This is a genomic window from Pantoea sp. EKM10T, assembly GCF_011800685.1.
Classification (GTDB): Bacteria; Pseudomonadota; Gammaproteobacteria; order Enterobacterales; family Enterobacteriaceae; genus Pantoea; species Pantoea agglomerans.
In genome coordinates this window covers 254,308-271,281 of sequence record NZ_JAALEU010000004.1, presented here as the reverse complement: position 1 = coordinate 271,281, position 16,974 = coordinate 254,308, and the positions used below count along the sequence as shown (strand labels likewise).

Genomic DNA, 16,974 nt, shown 5'->3' with positions numbered 1-16,974 from the left:
TAATGCTGGAGGCAATCGATTACGGCCTGTATAATGCCGCGGCAATATTTTATCTATTCTCAATCACCCGAGGTGGAGTATTGCCATGTTAAGAATCGCTAAAGAAGCACTCACTTTTGACGACGTTCTGCTCGTCCCTGCACACTCCACCGTCCTGCCGAATACGGCCGATCTCAGCACCCAGCTGACCAAAAATATCCGTTTAAATATTCCTATGCTCTCCGCTGCCATGGACACCGTGACCGAGTCGGGTCTGGCGATTGCGCTGGCACAGGAAGGCGGCCTTGGCTTCATCCATAAAAATATGTCAATCGAACGCCAGGCGGACGAAGTGCGCAAGGTGAAGAAACATGAAAGCGGCGTGGTGACTGAACCACAGACCGTCCTGCCAACCACCCCACTGGCTGACGTCAAAGCGCTGACCGAGCGCAACGGCTTTGCGGGCTATCCGGTGGTTAACCGCGACAACGAACTGGTGGGTATCATCACCGGTCGTGACGTGCGCTTTGTCACTGACCTTTCACAGCCTGTCTCTGCAGTCATGACCCCGAAAGATCGTCTGGTGACGGTAAAAGAGGGCGAAGCGCGCGATGTGGTGCTGCACAGGATGCATGAAAAGCGCGTTGAGAAAGCGCTGGTGGTGGATGACAGCTTCCATCTGCTGGGCATGATCACCGTTAAAGATTTCCAGAAAGCTGAACGTAAACCTAACGCCTGTAAAGATGAGCAGGGTCGTCTGCGTGTCGGTGCGGCAGTTGGCGCAGGTGCAGGTAACGAAGAGCGTATCGATGCGCTGGTTGCAGCGGGCGTTGACGTGCTGCTGATTGACTCTTCACACGGCCATTCTGAAGGCGTGCTGTCACGTATCCGTGAAACCCGTGCCAAATACCCGGACCTTGAAATCGTCGGCGGCAACGTAGCCACCGGTGCCGGTGCACTGGCGCTGGTTGCGGCAGGCGTCAGCGCCGTTAAAGTGGGTATCGGCCCGGGCTCTATCTGTACTACCCGTATCGTAACCGGCGTGGGCGTTCCGCAGATCACAGCCGTCTCTGACGCAGTCACCGCGCTGGAAGGCACCGGTATTCCGGTGATTGCCGATGGCGGTATCCGTTTCTCCGGCGACATCGCGAAAGCGATCGCCGCCGGTGCGTCCTGTGTCATGGTCGGTTCGATGCTGGCGGGGACCGAAGAGTCACCGGGCGAGATCGAACTTTATCAGGGCCGTTCGTTCAAATCCTATCGCGGTATGGGTTCACTGGGCGCGATGTCTAAAGGCTCTTCTGACCGCTACTTCCAGACCGATAACGCCGCTGACAAACTGGTGCCTGAAGGTATCGAAGGTCGCGTGGCCTATAAAGGCCGTCTGAAAGAGATCGTGCATCAGCAGATGGGCGGCCTGCGCTCGTGCATGGGCCTGACCGGTTGCCCGACCATTGATGACCTGCGTACTAAGGCGGAGTTTGTCCGCATCAGCGGCGCCGGCATCAATGAGAGCCACGTGCATGATGTGACCATCACCAAAGAGTCACCGAACTACCGCATGGGTTCATAATCCCGATTTCCCGCCCGGCTTCAGCCGGGCGCTTTTATTGATCAAGTCACCGTTCTGGAAAACCCTCAATGACGACGGAAAATATCCATAAGCATCGCATTCTGATTCTCGATTTCGGCTCACAATATACTCAGCTGGTTGCACGTCGCGTGCGCGAGCTGGGCGTTTACTGTGAACTCTGGGCATGGGATGTCACCGAAGAGCAGATTCGCCAGTTCAATCCAAGCGGCATCATCCTTTCCGGTGGTCCGGAAAGCACCACCGAACTGAACAGCCCGCGTGCGCCTGAATATGTCTTCAGCGCTGGCGTGCCGGTGCTGGGTGTCTGCTACGGTATGCAGACGATGGCGATGCAGCTGGGCGGTACCGTTGCTGGCTCAACCGAGCGTGAGTTTGGTTATGCGCAGGTTGAAGTGACGACGCCAAGCGCCCTGGTTCGCGATATTGAAGATGCGATCAGCGCCGCTGGCAAACCGCTGCTGGATGTCTGGATGAGCCACGGCGACAAAGTCACGGCGATCCCGGCTGACTTCGTAACCGTTGCCAGCACAGAAACCTGTCCGTTCGCCATTATGGCTAACGAAGAGAAGCGCTTCTACGGCGTGCAGTTCCACCCGGAAGTGACCCATACCCGCCAGGGCCTGCGGATGCTTGAGCGCTTCGTTATCGACATCTGTGAATGTGAAGCCCTGTGGACGCCAGCCAAAATCATTGAAGATGCGGTTGAACGCCTGCGTGTGCAGGTCGGCAACGACAAAGTGATCCTTGGCCTGTCAGGTGGTGTTGACTCCTCCGTGACGGCAATGCTGCTGCATCGCGCCATTGGCGACCGTCTGACCTGTGTGTTCGTAGATAACGGCCTGCTGCGCCTGAACGAAGCACAACAGGTTATGGATATGTTTGGCGACCACTTCGGCCTCAACATTATTCACGTTGAAGGCGAAGCGCGCTTCCTCGACGCGCTGGCAGGTGAGAATGAGCCGGAAGCGAAACGTAAAATTATCGGTCGCGTCTTTGTGGAAGTCTTCGACGAAGAAGCGCTGAAGCTGCAGGACGTTAAGTGGCTGGCACAGGGCACCATCTATCCGGATGTTATTGAGTCTGCGGCCTCTGCAACCGGTAAGGCGCACGTCATCAAATCGCATCACAACGTCGGCGGCCTGCCGAAAGAGATGAAGATGGGCCTGGTTGAGCCGCTGCGTGAGCTGTTCAAAGATGAAGTGCGTAAGATTGGTCTGGAGCTGGGCCTGCCTTACGACATGCTCTACCGCCATCCGTTCCCGGGTCCAGGTCTGGGCGTGCGCGTGCTGGGCGAAGTGAAGAAAGAGTATTGCGACCTGCTGCGCCGTGCCGATGCCATCTTCATTGAAGAGCTGCATAAAGCGGATCTCTATAACAAAGTCAGCCAGGCCTTCACCGTCTTCCTGCCGGTACGTTCAGTCGGCGTGATGGGCGATGGCCGTAAATATGACTGGGTTGTCTCGCTGCGTGCGGTGGAAACCATCGACTTTATGACCGCACACTGGGCGCACCTGCCGTATGAGTTCCTTGGCCGTGTCTCTAACCGCATCATCAATGAAGTCGACGGCATCTCCCGCGTGGTGTATGACATCAGCGGTAAGCCACCAGCGACGATTGAGTGGGAATGATTTAACGTCTGGCAACAGCCTGCACGTATAAGCAATAAAGCACCTCTAAGCCCGCATCACTGCGGGCTTTTTCATTAGTGCACTGGAGAATTTTGCCTCGTCAGGCAGTCTGTTGCAAAAGCCTGACAGGTTGCAGGATTTGAATCTGATGCCAGAATCGACAGTCGATGTTACGCCGCCTCTTACAGGCAGCGTACGGTAAAAAAAGCGAAGTCATTTTTCTAAAGACTGGTCAAAACGTCTACAGGTCATGCTGATATGGCTTTCAGCTCACTGCAGAACTCTCCTGATAATCATGTCATGCAGACGTTTGCTTAATCCTGCCAGCCATGCGAAAAGTGGCGGCTATGCTACCAGTATTATCCTGATATCGTTCACATTCGTTAATGTTGGTCCCGTTATCAGCAAATCATTGATTGCGTGAAAATAGCTGTAGCTGTCATGCGCGTTCAGACAGGTGAGTGCATCAAGCCCGCGATTTTTTCCGCGCGTCAGCGAATCCGGATAAATCATCGCGCCCGCTGCATCTTCGGTGCCATCAATGCCGTCGCTGTCACCCGCTATGGCCCAGATTCCCCTTTCTCCACGGAGTGCGCAGGCTAATCCCAGCAAAAACTCAGTGTTACGGCCGCCTTTACCCGCACCTTCATTACTTACGGTAACCGTTGTTTCCCCTCCCGACAGCAAAACAGCAGGGCCCTTCAGCGGCTGACCATGCTGCTTCACCGATTTCGCAATGCCTGCCATGACGGTTGCCACTTCCCGGCTCTCACCTTCCAGGGCATCACCGAGTATCAATGGGGTAATACCATGATTACGCGCAGCCCTGGCTGCGGCCTGTAATGCCATTGCTGGTGTGGCAATCATCCTGACCTCACCAATGGGCAGCATGCCTGACAACGCCAGCGGCTGGCTCAACACATGGCGAACCTCGGCGGATACCGGAATAGCGTAGCGCTCGAGCACCTTCAGTGCATCTTCTGGCGTGCTGTTGTCAGCCACAGTCGGACCTGATGCCACATCTGCCGGATTGTCACCCGGGACATCGCTGATAATCAATGAAACCACCCGTGCAGGCTGCGCCAGTGCAGCCAGCCTGCCGCCTTTTATCGCCGAGAGGTGACGCCTGACCAGATTCATTTCCCTGATGCTGGCACCGCTGTGCAGCAATGCACGGGTAACAGACTGTTTATCGGCCAGCGTGATACCCGGCGCGGGTAATGCCATCACGGCGGAGCCGCCGCCTGATATCAGCGCCAGTACCAGATCGTCGGGTGTCAGGCCGCGCAGCGTTTCCAGAATCAGCATAGCCGCCGTTTCACTCATCGCATCTGAAACCGGATGGGAAGCCTCCAGAATACGGATACGCCCGGCGGGCACTGCATGACCATAGCGAGTCACCACCACGCCACTGACATCCACGTCTGGCCAGGCGGCATCCACAGCCGCCGCCATGGCGGCCGAAGCTTTGCCTGCCCCGACCACGATACAGCGGCCAGCAGGCTTCTGCGGCAGCGCCGCCGGAACGACAGGCCCGGGACGGGCACTGTCAACCGCCTGCTTAAAGATATCCTCCAGTATCGTTGCGGCCTGATTGTTTCTCATTGTTATGCAATCTCAGCAACGGTTGAACGGGATTCGATGAACTGCACCACAGCACGCGTGACATCGGCCGTTGTGGCCGTGCCGCCCACATCGGGCGTCAGGATGCCGCAGGTGCAGACATGTTCGATGCTTCCCATGATCAGTGCAGCGGCTTCATGCTCGCCCAGATGCTCCAGCATCTGTACCGCCGTCCAGAAGGTGGCGATCGGGTTAGCGATGCCCTTACCGGTGATATCAAAGGCTGAGCCGTGAATCGGCTCGAACATCGATGGAAAGCGCCGCTCAGGATCGATGTTCGCTGTTGGCGCTACGCCAAGGCTGCCAGCCAGCGCCCCGGCCAGGTCGGATAAGATATCGGCATGCAGATTGGTGGCGACGACCGTGTCCAGGCTCTGCGGGTGCAGCGTCATGCGGTGCGTCATGGCATCCACCAGCATTTTGTCCCACTGCACATCCGGGAACTCCAGCGCCACTTCAGCCGCAATTTCATCCCACATCACCATGCCATGACGCTGCGCATTGGATTTAGTGACCACCGTCAGCAATTTACGTGGGCGCGACTGAGCAAGTTTAAAGGCATAGCGCATGATCCGGGTGACGCCGACGCGGGTAAAGATCGCCACTTCGGTTCCGACCTCTTCCGGCAGACCTTTATGGGCGCGGCCGCCATTGCCTGAGTATTCTCCTTCGGAGTTTTCACGCACGATGACCCAGTCGAGGTCACCTGGACCCCGATTACGCAGCGGCGAGGTAACGCCAGGCAAAATTTTTGTCGGCCGCACATTCGCATACTGATCGAAGCCCTGACAAATCGGCAGGCGCAGCCCCCAGAGGGTAATATGGTCAGGCACATCCGGAGCGCCGACCGCGCCGAAATAGATAGCATCGAATTTTTTCAGCGTCTGTAAGCCGTCTTCCGGCATCATCACGCCGTAGCGTTTGTAGTAGTCGGAACCCCAGTCGAAAGTCTGAATATCAAATTTCAGCTGCGGATCGCGATGTGACAGCGCTTTCAGGACTTCAATGCCGGCAGAGATGACTTCAGGGCCGATACCGTCAGCAGGAATTGCGGCAATAGAGTAGTTACGCATGATGTTTCTCCGTATTAATTAATGAGTGTGAGGTTGATGAAGTTCTGTGGTCTGAGGCTTTTTCGCTTTTCCGGACAGAATCAGTACCGTCAGGGCTGAAATCAGCAGCAGTCCGGCCACGAAATAGAGTCCCCCGGTATAGCTACCGGTTTGCTGGCGGATGATGCCAATCATCATCGGTCCGACAAATCCACCGAGGTTGCCAATCGAATTAATGGCTGCAATGCCCGCTGCCGCCGCTGGCCCGCTCAGGAAAAGGGTAGGCATGCTCCACAGCGGGGGCTTGGAAGCGCTGATCCCAACGGTGACGAGTGTCAGGGCGATAATCACTGAGAAAAGGGTTGTGACGCTTCCGGCATAAATCAGCCCGGCCGCGGCCAGCAGACAGGCAGCAATAACATGCCAGCTGCGTTCACGGGTACGGTCCGAGTGGCGGGCCCAGAGGATCATGCCGAGAACACCGGCCACCGCAGGGAAAGCATTCAGGAAGCCGATTTCTAACGATGAGGCACCAAAGCTGTGAATAATCTGCGGTGCCCAGATACCCAGGGTATAAAGACCGGCTGAGGTGCCAAAATAGACCAGCGCCAGTGCCAGAACCCGCTTATCCGCCAGACCGCGCCATGCGCTGGTGTGGCTTTGCCCGGTTGCGCGCGCCTGCTCTTCAGCCTGCAGAGAGTTTTGAAGCCAGGTCCGCTCTTCTTCGGTCAGCCATTTTGCTTTGGCAGGACGGTCGGTGAGCCAGAACAGAACGACGATGCCCAGCAGTAAAGCGGGGATCGCCTCCAGCACAAACATCCACTGCCAGCCAGCAAAGCCCATCAGCCCATGCATCTCCAGCAGCGCAGCGGAGATAGGGGAGCCAAGCGCAGTAGAGAGTGGTGCTGCGGCCATAAAAATGGCGGTAACCTGCGCACGTTTTACAGCCGGGAACCAGTAGCTGAGATAAAGGATGATACCAGGAAAGAAACCGGCCTCGGCTACGCCGAGCAGAAAGCGGAGAATATAAAAACTGGTGGTGCCCTGAACAAATGCCATACAGCCGGAGACCAGTCCCCAGGTAATCATGACGCGGGCGATCCAGATACGGGCACCGACTTTATGCAGAATAAGGTTAGAGGGGACTTCAAACAGAAAGTAGCCAAGAAAGAAAATCCCGGCCCCCATACCGAAGACCATCGGCGAAAAACCTAGGTCCTGATTCATGGTCAGGGCGGCAAAGCCAATATTAACCCGGTCGAGAAACGCGATAAAATACAGCAGCATGATAAAAGGAATAATCCGCAGCGTTACTTTGCGCATTACCTTTTTTTCGAGGTCATTGTGCATATCAGGATGCTCCACAGTCAGGTAGGGTTGTTATCATTTTGTTGTGAACCCAGTATGCTGTTTTGACTGGCGTTATCATCGGCAAGGGTTTATATAAATAACTTGTATAATCTGAGTGCGGGCGAAAAATGGATATAAATCAGCTGAGATGCTTCGTAGTGGTAGGTGATGAACTTCACTTCGGCAGGGCTGCCCGGAAGCTTGAAATGATGCCTGCGTCACTCAGCCGTTTTATCCGCTTGCTGGAAGAGGATCTGGGTATACGCCTGCTGAATCGTTCTACCCGGAACGTTTCTCTGACCCGGGAAGGCGCGGAGTTTTTGAGTGAGGCTAAGTCCGTTGTTGCGGATTTTGATGCGTTACGGTTGCGGTTCCATAAAAACATCGCGTCGCAGAAAAAAACGTTGCGGATCGGTGCCATTGACAGCGCGGCGAGAGGATTACTGCCGAAACTGCTTAACCTGTTTGTCAGTGCGTTTCCTGATGCCGATATCCACATCAGTGAAGATAAATCGCACAGCCTGATCCCACGACTCACCTCGGGCTGGCTGGACCTGGTGTTTGTGCGACCGCCAGAACAAACAGATGTCATTCTGACCACTCGCTTTATCGCCCATGAAACCTGTGTACTGGCAGTCCCTGCTCATCACCGGTTGGTGCATTACGATCGGGTAAGCATTGAGGATTTTTGCAATGAGCCGGTGATTGTGCCGGAAAGACGTTCCCGTCCCCACAGTCATGACCTGACGATGAACCTGTTCAGAGCGGCCGGTAAATATCCGGTTATCGCTCAGTATGCTGAGGAAAAACAGACAATACTGAGCTTTGTTGCTGCTGGGCTGGGTGTGGCGCTCGTGCCATCCTCTTACCGCAACATGAACGCGGATGGCGTAACCTATCTGCCACTGGCTCCGGTCGACAATATAGCCGGGCTGCCACTGTGCGTGATGTGGCACCAGGGAAACAGGGATATCTACGTTAATGCGGTGCTTAATATCCTTGCGGACAATCTTGAGGTATTAACAAAAGAGCTGTAGTGGCAGGCCTTACTTCTGACTAAAAGAGTACGTACATCCTGTTTATATCTGCAGGTATAGCGCTAACAGTGAAAACGCCACGGTATGCCTCATGTTCGCTGATGCTTAGGTTTTATCAGAGCAACGACTTTATAGTTTCGACAAATTGGCGTTCACTCAGGGCAGTGTGATTCCCCTCGGGTTATGCCTGCAGCAGGAAGTCAGGGCCGGATAAAAAATAATGAGTTTATTAAAAGCGTTAAATACCCTGAAACAGTAAGGACGCTTTATGGGTTACTGACACCAGGGTTTTAATGCGAAGGCATGCGGTTATCACTTATTCAGGAAAACTCGCTCATCTATTGATGAAACCCTGCCAGGTAACGGATTACGATGTGGTTATCGCATTCGCCGTGCTGTTTTAACTTTTCAGCGCATCCCGCCTCGCCGCTGGCGTTTTATTATTCACTTTGCCGGAAATTACGCTATCCTCCATGCAGTAAAAGCCCGCAACTGACGTCAGTTGTGTCCCGCTCTTAACCGCCGCTTTCACCGATCGTCCGTATCCCAAAGCCGCCGCTTACTGAAACCGCCTGCTGAACAGGCGATTCGCGATTCTTACGTCACCAGGAATGTTGTCATGCTCTCACTTAAAGTGTTCAGCCTGTTTTTTGTTGTCGTACTGCTGCTATCGCTGGGAGCCAGCATTGCGCAGGCGACGCGTCACAGCGAAACCGCAGAGCCGGGCGGCTGGGCGACCGCCCGACGTGATTCGTCCGGGATAGCACCCGACCCGCGCGCTTTATATAGCCTGGCTATTGTACAGGTCTATGCTGCGCCGACCTATGGCTGGAAAGGGGCGGTGGCGGTGCATCCGTGGATCATCTTCAAGCGCGCAGGTGAAACTCGATTCACTCGCTACGAAGTGATTAGCTGGGGCAGCGGCGATAAAGTCCGGCGCAACACCAACCTGCCTGATGGCTACTGGTATGGCGCAAAACCGCGGCTGCTGGTGGAACATCGCGGACCGGAAGCAGAAGCGATGATCCCGCAGATTGAAGCCGCCATTCAATCCTATCCGTGGCCGACAACCTATCGCGCCTGGCCTGGACCAAACAGCAACACCTTCCTGGCGCATATTGGCCGCGAAGTACCCGCTTTAAGGCTTGATCTGCCCGCTAACGCGCTGGGTAAAGATTACCGGCCACTGTGGCGTCCGGTCGGGCTGCCGCCATCCGGGCGCGGTGTGCAGGTGTCGATTCTGGGTGTGGCGGGAGTGACGCTGGGTGCAGAAGAGGGATTTGAAGTGAATCTGCTGGGCCTGAACATGGGAGTCGATTTCACACCGTTCCGGCTGCGTCTGCCGTTTATTGGCGGCCTGGGAAATGACAACCTTCAGCAGGATAAGCCCTGACAGTCTGGCCCCGTCAGGGGCCGTTTCACTTCAGCACACGCCAAAGTCACCCTCTTCGTGATAGAGATTGACGCTCTCTGCTTTCACTTCGATCTCTTTTTTCGCCGCATCATCAACGCGTGCACACCATAAGGTGTCACCTTCGACGCGCAGCACCTGCATTTTCGGGCCGCCGGTTTTAGACTGAACAAAATCCTCTGCTTTAAACATATTGCCTCCGTTGTTAATCGTTTCTGCTGCCAGATGACTTCTGGCGCTGATCGTTTTTTGTGTGACGTTTTCCAGTTTATACCCTGACTGTTTTACTGCGAGAAAAAGTCTGCGCATGCTGAGCCGCACTAAGATAATTTCATAGGGTTGTCAGTTGACAACTTATCAATTCAGCGTCAGGATAGGGAAAAATATGGCAAGGAAGCGGCATCCCAACAAAGAGATCGAAACGGCGTTACGCTACGCCGAATCCCATGGCTGGCTGGTCGTCACGGGAGGCCATCACGCCTGGGGCAAAATGTACTGTCCGAAAAATCTGTTGATGTGCCGATGTGGGGAGTTTTGTCTGACCTGTATCTGGAGCACACCAAAAAACGCACATCAGCATGCCCGCGCGCTGCGGCGCGTGGTCGACAACTGTCACTATCTGAAGTCCTGATGCAGCACAAGGAGAAGCATATGGAATATTGTTTCACATTACGGTTCAGCCTGCCGGAAGGGCACGCGCCGGTGGATGAACTGCTGGAAACGCTGGCAGCGGCAGGCTGTGATGATGCGCTAATCGGCCTGGGCATGCCGGGCAGAATTGCACTGGAGTTCACCCGCGAGTCTGACTCCGCAACGGATGTATTGAAGCAGGCAGAAGAGGATGTGCTGCGTGCGATACCGGGAGCCACGCTGGTGGAAGCCGCACCCGATTTTGTGGGATTGACGGATGTGGCGGAGATCATCGGCATGACGCGTCAGAATATGCGTAAGCTGATGCTCAGCCACCGCCCGCCGTTTCCGCTGCCGGTGCATGACGGTAAAACCGCCATCTGGCACTTAGCGGATGTGCTGGAGTGGCTGATTCAGCGTGGTAACTATACGCTGCCTGCGGCGACCCGAGAGCTGGCACAGGTAACGCGGCAGCGCAATCTTAACGGGTCGCTGCAACGTTACGGCCTGCAAGCCTGAAGATTAGTGCGGCAGCAGGAAGATCGTCGCCAGTCCCAGGAAAATAAAGAAGCCGCCGGTGTCAGTAAGGGCGGTGATCAATACGCTGGAGCCGACGGCGGGATCGCGATTCATTTTAGTCATGACCAGCGGCACCAGCACGCCCATCAGCGCGGCCAGCAGCAGATTCAGCGCCATGGCCAGCATCATAACGCCGCCCAGCGCCATATTGTCATACATCAGCCAGGTGATACCGCCCATGATGCCGCCCCAGAACAGGCCGTTGATCAGCGCCACGCCAAGCTCGCGGACGATCAAAAACGAAAAGTTGCCCGGTTCAACCTGATGTAAGGCCAGCGCCCGCACAATCATGGTGATGGTCTGATTACCGGTATTGCCGCCGATACCCGCGACGATCGGCATCAGCGTGGCCAGCGCCACGATTTGCGAAATCGTCCCTTCAAACAGCCCGATAACCCGTGAGGCGACAAAGGCGGTACAGAGGTTAATCGCCAGCCAGGCCCAGCGTTTACGTACCGATTTACGCACCGGCGCGAACACATCCTCTTCCTGACTGATCCCCCCCATTTTACGAATGTTGCTTTCGTTTTCGGCATTCACCAGGTCGATGATGTCTTCAATGGTCACGCGGCCTATCAGCTTGCCTTTGGCGTCGGTGACGGCGGCAGAAATGAGGTTATAACGTTCAAAGGCGCTGGCTGCGTCTTCGGCCTTATCATTGAGCTGGAAGGTGGTAGGGCGCGCGTTCATCACGTCGCTCACCAGGGTTTTGGGTTTGTTAAGCAGGATGTCCGTCAGCAGCAGCTCGCCCAGCAGCTGATTATCTTTATTGGTGATAAAGAGTTTATCGGTACCGCCCGGCATGCTTTTGCGCTTGCGCAGAAAGCGTTGCACTGTTGCAAGCGTGACATCTTCACGCACCGTCAGGATATTGAAATCCATCACCCGGCCCACGCGGTCACGGTCAAGCTGCACCATATCGAGCATGCGGGCGCGCAGGGCGGGCTCTACAGTTGCCAGCAGGCGTCCGGTCAGGTCACGTGGCAGATAACGCGCCAGCCAGACCTGATCGTCGATATCCAGCGGCTGGATAGCGCGCAGGATATCGCGGTCGCTCATCTCTTCGGTGAGGCTGGCCCAGACCGTTTCAGACGCTTCAACCAGCACATGGCCGCGCCGCTCGTTCGGCACCAGCCGCCACAGCGCCTGACGTTCTTCTTCGGGCAGGGCTTCTAGAATATCCGCGAGGTCAGCGGCATGCAGTTGCAGAATGTCCTGTTCCAGCGCGTCACGCTGGGCCGCATTTTCACGTTGCTGTTCAGGATTGAGATCGCCCGATTTCTCCAGCAGGGCATCAACCAGGTCGTGCTCGCTGAGCAGCAGCGTCAGAATGCGATGACGTATTTCACTTAAACGTTGAGAGTGAGAGGCAGACACATTGGATCCCTTAAGTCTGAAAGCACCAGCACGAAGTGTAGCGTTTCGCCTGAAAAAGGGATGCAAAAAAGAGTCCAGTTATCTGGATAACGTTTAAGTTTCAGGTGCGTTTCAGGCGAAAGGTCGTTATTGGTTATTCGCTATCGCGTATCGCCTGATGTTATGGCAACCGGTTCAGGAATAGCTTTCTGTTGCTGATGATGCTCGAAGGCAGCAGGCAGGATAAAAATCAGGCGACTAAAAAGAATGATAAAACTAATCAGCAGCACAATGCGGGTCATGGTGCCGGTTTTTTGACGTCTTCGGGGAGAAATAGCGCTGTTCACGCGGGGTGGTTCCTGTAATGACCCCATCTGGGGCGACTGCAATATTTAGTCACAGTCGCCTGATGAAATCAATCGCTGTTGAAAAAAACAGCAGATAAAAATCAGTAACTCGCTTTTTGCGCCAGCAGCGTCGCAAACCGACAGGTGATGCGGTTGCCATTTTCATCTGTGCGATGCAACTGGCCAGGGTGCTCGTTGTACTTCACGATGTGCCAGTTGCGGTAGTAGTGGCTGAGCTCGCCTGATTTAAACGCAAAGGAGAAATCAGCCGGGCAGGGCATATCGTCCGTGTTCATCGCCGCCACGATCAGGTTAAAACCGTCTCTGACCGTACAGGCCTGCATGTCGGCAATCAGCTGCGGAATGATCTTCGGCTGCAGAAACATCATCACCACGGTCGATAGCACAAAGTTGAAGCCGCCATTAAAGCGCGTGTTGTTCAGGTCGCGCTGCTCGGTATGTATGCCGCTGAGATTTTCCTGCGCAATAATCTCCTGCAGGCGCGCCAGGCTTTGCGGATTATGATCCCACGCCGTGACGTCAAAACCGTGCTGATTCAGAAACAGCGTATTGCGTCCCACGCCACAGCCAAGGTCAAGCGCCTTGCCGACATTGAGCTGGGGCAGCGCCGCAACCACTTCGGAGTGGGGCGGCGTTAAACCATAGGTTTCGGCAAAATAGTTTTCGCCTGAAAGGGGTGCGGTTGGTTGTGTCATATTCATCATTTCAGTTAAACGGGCGCCAGGCGCCCGTGTTGTCAGACTTCTTCTTCGAGGATCAGTTTCCATCCCGTGACGTCATTCCAGTAAACCTGCTCCCGTTCAAGATCGAGCTGAACCAGGTTGTTCTGCGTGAAGTAGCCCGCCGGGAAGGTCAGCGTCCAGTGGCCATCATCGCATTTCAGGGTTAACGCCTCCGGACGCGTGGTGGCCTGTCGCTGATTATTCAGCAGGGTACCCAGGCGAAGCAGGAAGATCAGCGGCACAAACTGCTTTTTCTTGAACAGCGTCACGCGCGGCAGCTCATCAAGCTTTATCGCTTTACGATGGAATCTGACCAGCGCCGCCAGCAGCATCTGCTGATCCTGATTGAAGCCCGGCAGATTGGTGTTTTGCAGAATATAGGCTGAATGGCGTTGCAGGCCGCTGTGATTAATGGTCAGGCCCACTTCGTGCAGCATCGCCGCCCATTTCAACAGCGCGGCCAGTTGTGGATTCGCCAGTTTCTGATTCTGCTCGCGCCACTGCAGATAAAGCTGCTCGGTGGTGTCGAGCACGCGTCGTGCCTGATCGCTGTCGATAGCGTAATGGTTCGCCAGACTCTGTGCCGTACGGCTGCGAATATCCTGATGGCGGAAACGGCCCTCCATCTCATAGAGCACGCCTTCACGCAGCGCACCGTCGGAGAGGCGCAATTCGCGAATGGCCAGCGCATCAAATACGCCGCACAGAATCGCCAGCCCGGGTACAAACACGCCTTTACGCTCTTCCGACAGACCCGGCAGGCTGAGTGCAGCAAAGGATTTGTGTTTCATCACCTCGTCATAAAGCTTTTCGAGGCGCTCAGGCGTAATCAGCTTTTCTTTTTCATCCATCGCCAGCAGCACTTCGCAGGCGGCTTTGATGGTGCCGGACGCGCCCAGCGCATATTGCCAGCCATGCAGACGATATTGCCACGCCAGCGTTTCCAGCTTCTGCGCGGCCGCTAAACGGGCGCGACGGAAGTTTTCACGGCTGATTTCACCTTTCGGGAAATAGAGCTGGGCGAAACTGACGCAACCCATGCGTCGGCTCTCAACCAGTTGCGGTTCAAAATCCTCGCCAATGACCAGCTCGGTTGATCCGCCGCCGATATCGATCACCAGCTTGCGGCCTTTCTCCGGCTGGGTATGTTCAACGCCCATAAAGATCAGGCGAGCCTCTTCATGGCCCGAAATCACCTCGATCGGATAGGGGATCACCTCGGCCGCACGTTGCAGGAAGGTTTCGGCGTTGACCGCCTCGCGCAGCGTGTGGGTACCGACAATCGTCACGTTGCTCGGACTGAACCCCTGCAGGCGCTCGGCGAACAGGGCCAGGCAGGCTAACCCCCGCTCCATCGCTTCCTCGCTGAGGTTGTGCCGGGCATCCAGCCCGTCAGCCAGATGGACGCGCTGCTTAAGGCGGCCCAGTACCTGCATCGCACCATCGACAACCCGCGCAATCACCATATGGAAACTGTTCGAGCCCAGGTCAATCGCCGCAAACTCCTGGGGTTTTGGCGTACTTTTATGAGAAATTGGCATAGGATTTATTCAGGTTGTTCCAGTTTCTTGATGTAATCATAAATGGCCAGCTGCGATCGCACTTTACGACGATTGCCGCGCTGGACGTAATGGTTACTCAACTCTTTATCGACGATGCGGGCTTTCACCGTATCACTCAACTGAATAGCAATAATGTCGAGTATGCGCTGCCGGATGTGGGGATCGAGAATCGCCACTGCCACTTCGATACGGTAATCAATGTTACGTGTCATCCAGTCAGCGGAGGAGAGGAACACCTTCTTATCGCCGCCATTCTCAAAAATATAGACGCGATCGTGTTCCAGATAACGGTCAACAATACTGATGACACGAATATTTTCACTGATCCCGGGCAAGTCAGGGATTAATGAGCACATTCCGCGCACCAGAAGATTAACCTTCACCCCTACGCTGGAGGCTGTATAAAGCCGATCAACCAGACCTTTGTCCACCAGATTGTTGATTTTCAGAGTAATGCCGCAGGGCTTATTCTGCTGCGCATTAGCAATTTCGGTGTCGATTAGCTCATACAGCATCCGGCGCGAGTTCTGCGGCGAGACCATCAGATGATCGAACGTCACGGGCCGGTAGGGATTCTCAATAAAGTTGAACACCCGACGTACTTCATTGGTGATGCGCGCATCCGCGGTCAGCAACGAGTAATCCGTATAGAGACGCGCGGTTTTCTCGTTAAAGTTGCCGGTACCGATATGCGCGTAGCGCACAATCTCTTCGCCTTCGCGGCGTGAAATCAGGAACAGCTTGGCGTGGATCTTCAGGCCTGGTGCGGAGAAAATGACATGCACGCCCGCTTCAGTCAGGCGTTTCGCCCAGTAAATATTCGCTTCTTCATCAAAGCGCGCCTGCAGCTCCACCACCACCGTGACTTTTTTACCGTTGTAGGCGGCATGGATCATCGCATCCATGATGCGGGAGTGTTTAGCAACGCGGTAGATGTTGATTTTTATCGCCAGCACGCTGGGGTCGAACGACGCCTGGCGCAGCAGCTCCAGCACATGCTCAAAGGTGTGGTACGGGTAGTAGAGCAGCACGTCGCGATTGCGAATCGCATCAAAGCCGTTGCGGAAGCCATCAAAGCCGATGTGGCGAATCTGCGGCAGCGGGCGGTTCACCAGGTTATTTTTGCCGACGTTAGGGAAGCCGATAAAGTCTTTGAAGTTGTGGTAGCGGCCGCCTGGCAGGATGGAGTCCAGGTTTGAGATGGAAAGCTTGTGGCACAGCAGCGACACCATCGTGTCTGGCATATCGCGCTGATAGACGAAACGCACCGGTTCCGCCGTCAATCGCTGCTTCAGGCTGGAGGACATCAGTTCCAGCAGGCTCGACTCCATCTCCGTGACCAGGTCGTACTCGGCGTCACGCGTCATTTTCATTGAATAGGCGTTGAGCGCGTCGTAGTCGTAGAAGCCTTTAAAAATGTCATCCAGGCAGTAACGCAGGATGTTATCCAGCAGGATCATCGGTTTACGGCGGCGCGGTGGCTCAGCCGGTAAATTGATGAAACGCGGGACTTTGTCGGACGGAATTTCCAGCAGCGCATACTGAATATTGTCACCGCGAATGATCTCTACCGCCAGATAGGTGTAGTCATCTTTAAGGAATTCGGTCAGATCCGTTTCATGGGTGATCAGAATCGGCGAGATATGCTGACGCAGTTCGTGCTTGAAGTAGTGGCGCAGCCACGCCTGCTGATTGGATGAGAGCTGACGTTCGTTGATCAGGAAGATCTGGTTACGTGCCATCTCCAGCAGCAGATCGTTATATAACGCATCAAACTCCTGATCGGACTTCATTACCCGCTGCTGAATTTTCTTAAACAGATGGCGTGGCGTACTGGCGGAACCCTGCTCTTCACCAATCAGAATGCGGCGTTTGAGGTCGGCGAAACGCACTTTATAGAATTCGTCGAGATTATTGGAGTAGATACCCAGAAAGCGCATCCGCTCAATCAGTGGATTGCTTTTGTCTGCTGCTTCCTGCAAAACCCGTTCATTAAAGGATAACCAGCTTAATTCTTTTTCAATATAAAGCTTTACCTGACCCATTCTCACTCCATTTAGCGGTTGCAGGACTGAAGATCCAG

15 protein-coding genes are annotated in these 16,974 nt (G+C 55.0%); 6 read left to right on the top strand and 9 right to left on the bottom strand.

What is annotated here, in order from left to right:
• Positions 1-85: 85 nt before the first annotated feature.
• Both guaB and guaA read left to right on the top strand, forming a co-directional pair.
• Positions 86-1,552: an IMP dehydrogenase gene (gene guaB / locus HFD95_RS10225; protein ID WP_010671324.1), complete on the top strand. Its 1,467-nt coding sequence runs from the start codon at positions 86-88 to the stop codon at positions 1,550-1,552.
• 68 nt (positions 1,553-1,620) lie between these two features.
• On the top strand, positions 1,621-3,201 hold the full coding sequence (gene guaA, locus HFD95_RS10220; protein WP_022624130.1) for a glutamine-hydrolyzing GMP synthase: 1,581 nt from the start codon (positions 1,621-1,623) through the stop codon (positions 3,199-3,201).
• Positions 3,202-3,546: 345 nt separating this feature from the next.
• On the opposite strand, the gene HFD95_RS10215 is transcribed toward guaA, so the two are convergent.
• From HFD95_RS10215 to HFD95_RS10205, 3 genes are read right to left on the bottom strand one after another with little or no spacing between them, the layout of a single operon-like run.
• The gene (locus HFD95_RS10215) at positions 3,547-4,806 is read right to left on the bottom strand and encodes a glycerate kinase (RefSeq protein ID WP_167430195.1); all 1,260 of its coding nucleotides are present in this window, start codon (positions 4,804-4,806) and stop codon (positions 3,547-3,549) included.
• Between the two features lie 2 nt (positions 4,807-4,808).
• The gene (locus tag HFD95_RS10210; protein ID WP_167430194.1) at positions 4,809-5,897 is read right to left on the bottom strand and encodes a tartrate dehydrogenase; all 1,089 of its coding nucleotides are present in this window, start codon (positions 5,895-5,897) and stop codon (positions 4,809-4,811) included.
• Positions 5,898-5,915: 18 nt separating this feature from the next.
• Positions 5,916-7,226 carry an MFS transporter gene (locus HFD95_RS10205; RefSeq protein ID WP_010260106.1) on the bottom strand — a complete coding sequence of 437 codons (1,311 nt, stop codon included), beginning with the start codon at positions 7,224-7,226 and terminating at the stop codon, positions 5,916-5,918.
• A gap of 128 nt (positions 7,227-7,354) precedes the next feature.
• Between HFD95_RS10205 and HFD95_RS10200 the strand changes: the two genes are divergently transcribed.
• Positions 7,355-8,263 (top strand): LysR family transcriptional regulator, encoded by a 909-nt coding sequence (locus HFD95_RS10200; protein WP_010260103.1) that lies wholly within the window; start codon positions 7,355-7,357, stop codon positions 8,261-8,263.
• Between the two features lie 619 nt (positions 8,264-8,882).
• On the top strand, positions 8,883-9,656 hold the full coding sequence (locus HFD95_RS10195) for a DUF3750 domain-containing protein (protein ID WP_167430193.1): 774 nt from the start codon (positions 8,883-8,885) through the stop codon (positions 9,654-9,656).
• 30 nt (positions 9,657-9,686) lie between these two features.
• Here HFD95_RS10195 and HFD95_RS10190 read toward each other — a convergent pair whose 3' ends face one another.
• Positions 9,687-9,866 (bottom strand): hypothetical protein, encoded by a 180-nt coding sequence (locus tag HFD95_RS10190; RefSeq protein WP_022624131.1) that lies wholly within the window; start codon positions 9,864-9,866, stop codon positions 9,687-9,689.
• A gap of 193 nt (positions 9,867-10,059) precedes the next feature.
• Here HFD95_RS10190 and HFD95_RS10185 point away from each other — a divergent pair, with 193 nt between their 5' ends.
• Both HFD95_RS10185 and HFD95_RS10180 read left to right on the top strand, forming a co-directional pair.
• On the top strand, positions 10,060-10,305 hold the full coding sequence (locus HFD95_RS10185) for a hypothetical protein (protein WP_010671328.1): 246 nt from the start codon (positions 10,060-10,062) through the stop codon (positions 10,303-10,305).
• Between the two features lie 20 nt (positions 10,306-10,325).
• Positions 10,326-10,823 carry an AlpA family transcriptional regulator gene (locus HFD95_RS10180; RefSeq protein ID WP_010671329.1) on the top strand — a complete coding sequence of 166 codons (498 nt, stop codon included), beginning with the start codon at positions 10,326-10,328 and terminating at the stop codon, positions 10,821-10,823.
• A 3-nt stretch (positions 10,824-10,826) separates the two neighbouring features.
• Here the strand turns inward: HFD95_RS10180 and mgtE are convergent, their stop codons facing one another.
• The 5 genes from mgtE to ppk1 all read right to left on the bottom strand — a co-directional run bounded on the left by mgtE (position 10,827) and on the right by ppk1 (position 16,936).
• A complete protein-coding gene (mgtE, locus tag HFD95_RS10175; RefSeq protein ID WP_010671330.1) occupies positions 10,827-12,260 on the bottom strand; it encodes a magnesium transporter in 1,434 nt (477 codons plus the stop codon).
• Between the two features lie 140 nt (positions 12,261-12,400).
• Positions 12,401-12,586 (bottom strand): YfgG family protein, encoded by a 186-nt coding sequence (locus HFD95_RS10170; protein WP_010671331.1) that lies wholly within the window; start codon positions 12,584-12,586, stop codon positions 12,401-12,403.
• 101 nt (positions 12,587-12,687) lie between these two features.
• On the bottom strand, positions 12,688-13,302 hold the full coding sequence (gene tehB, locus HFD95_RS10165) for a tellurite resistance methyltransferase TehB (protein ID WP_167430192.1): 615 nt from the start codon (positions 13,300-13,302) through the stop codon (positions 12,688-12,690).
• 41 nt (positions 13,303-13,343) lie between these two features.
• The gene (ppx, locus tag HFD95_RS10160) at positions 13,344-14,870 is read right to left on the bottom strand and encodes an exopolyphosphatase (RefSeq protein ID WP_010260078.1); all 1,527 of its coding nucleotides are present in this window, start codon (positions 14,868-14,870) and stop codon (positions 13,344-13,346) included.
• A gap of 5 nt (positions 14,871-14,875) precedes the next feature.
• A complete protein-coding gene (gene ppk1, locus HFD95_RS10155; RefSeq protein WP_010260075.1) occupies positions 14,876-16,936 on the bottom strand; it encodes a polyphosphate kinase 1 in 2,061 nt (686 codons plus the stop codon).
• Between the last annotated feature and the right edge of the window lie 38 nt (positions 16,937-16,974).

Bases quoted from the DNA above. Each gene is read 5' to 3' on its own strand.
- HFD95_RS10210 (WP_167430194.1), bottom strand. From the start codon at position 5,897: ATGCGTAACTACTCTATTGCCGCAATTCCTGCTGACGGTATCGGCCCT.
- HFD95_RS10185 (WP_010671328.1), top strand. From the start codon at position 10,060: ATGGCAAGGAAGCGGCATCCCAACAAAGAGATCGAAACGGCGTTACGC.
- HFD95_RS10205 (WP_010260106.1), bottom strand. From the start codon at position 7,226: ATGCACAATGACCTCGAAAAAAAGGTAATGCGCAAAGTAACGCTGCGG.
- HFD95_RS10180 (WP_010671329.1), top strand. From the start codon at position 10,326: ATGGAATATTGTTTCACATTACGGTTCAGCCTGCCGGAAGGGCACGCG.
- HFD95_RS10195 (WP_167430193.1), top strand. From the start codon at position 8,883: ATGCTCTCACTTAAAGTGTTCAGCCTGTTTTTTGTTGTCGTACTGCTG.
- ppk1 (WP_010260075.1), bottom strand. From the start codon at position 16,936: ATGGGTCAGGTAAAGCTTTATATTGAAAAAGAATTAAGCTGGTTATCC.
- guaA (WP_022624130.1), top strand. From the start codon at position 1,621: ATGACGACGGAAAATATCCATAAGCATCGCATTCTGATTCTCGATTTC.
- tehB (WP_167430192.1), bottom strand. From the start codon at position 13,302: ATGACACAACCAACCGCACCCCTTTCAGGCGAAAACTATTTTGCCGAA.
- HFD95_RS10190 (WP_022624131.1), bottom strand. From the start codon at position 9,866: ATGTTTAAAGCAGAGGATTTTGTTCAGTCTAAAACCGGCGGCCCGAAA.
- HFD95_RS10215 (WP_167430195.1), bottom strand. From the start codon at position 4,806: ATGAGAAACAATCAGGCCGCAACGATACTGGAGGATATCTTTAAGCAG.
- ppx (WP_010260078.1), bottom strand. From the start codon at position 14,870: ATGCCAATTTCTCATAAAAGTACGCCAAAACCCCAGGAGTTTGCGGCG.
- HFD95_RS10200 (WP_010260103.1), top strand. From the start codon at position 7,355: ATGGATATAAATCAGCTGAGATGCTTCGTAGTGGTAGGTGATGAACTT.
- guaB (WP_010671324.1), top strand. From the start codon at position 86: ATGTTAAGAATCGCTAAAGAAGCACTCACTTTTGACGACGTTCTGCTC.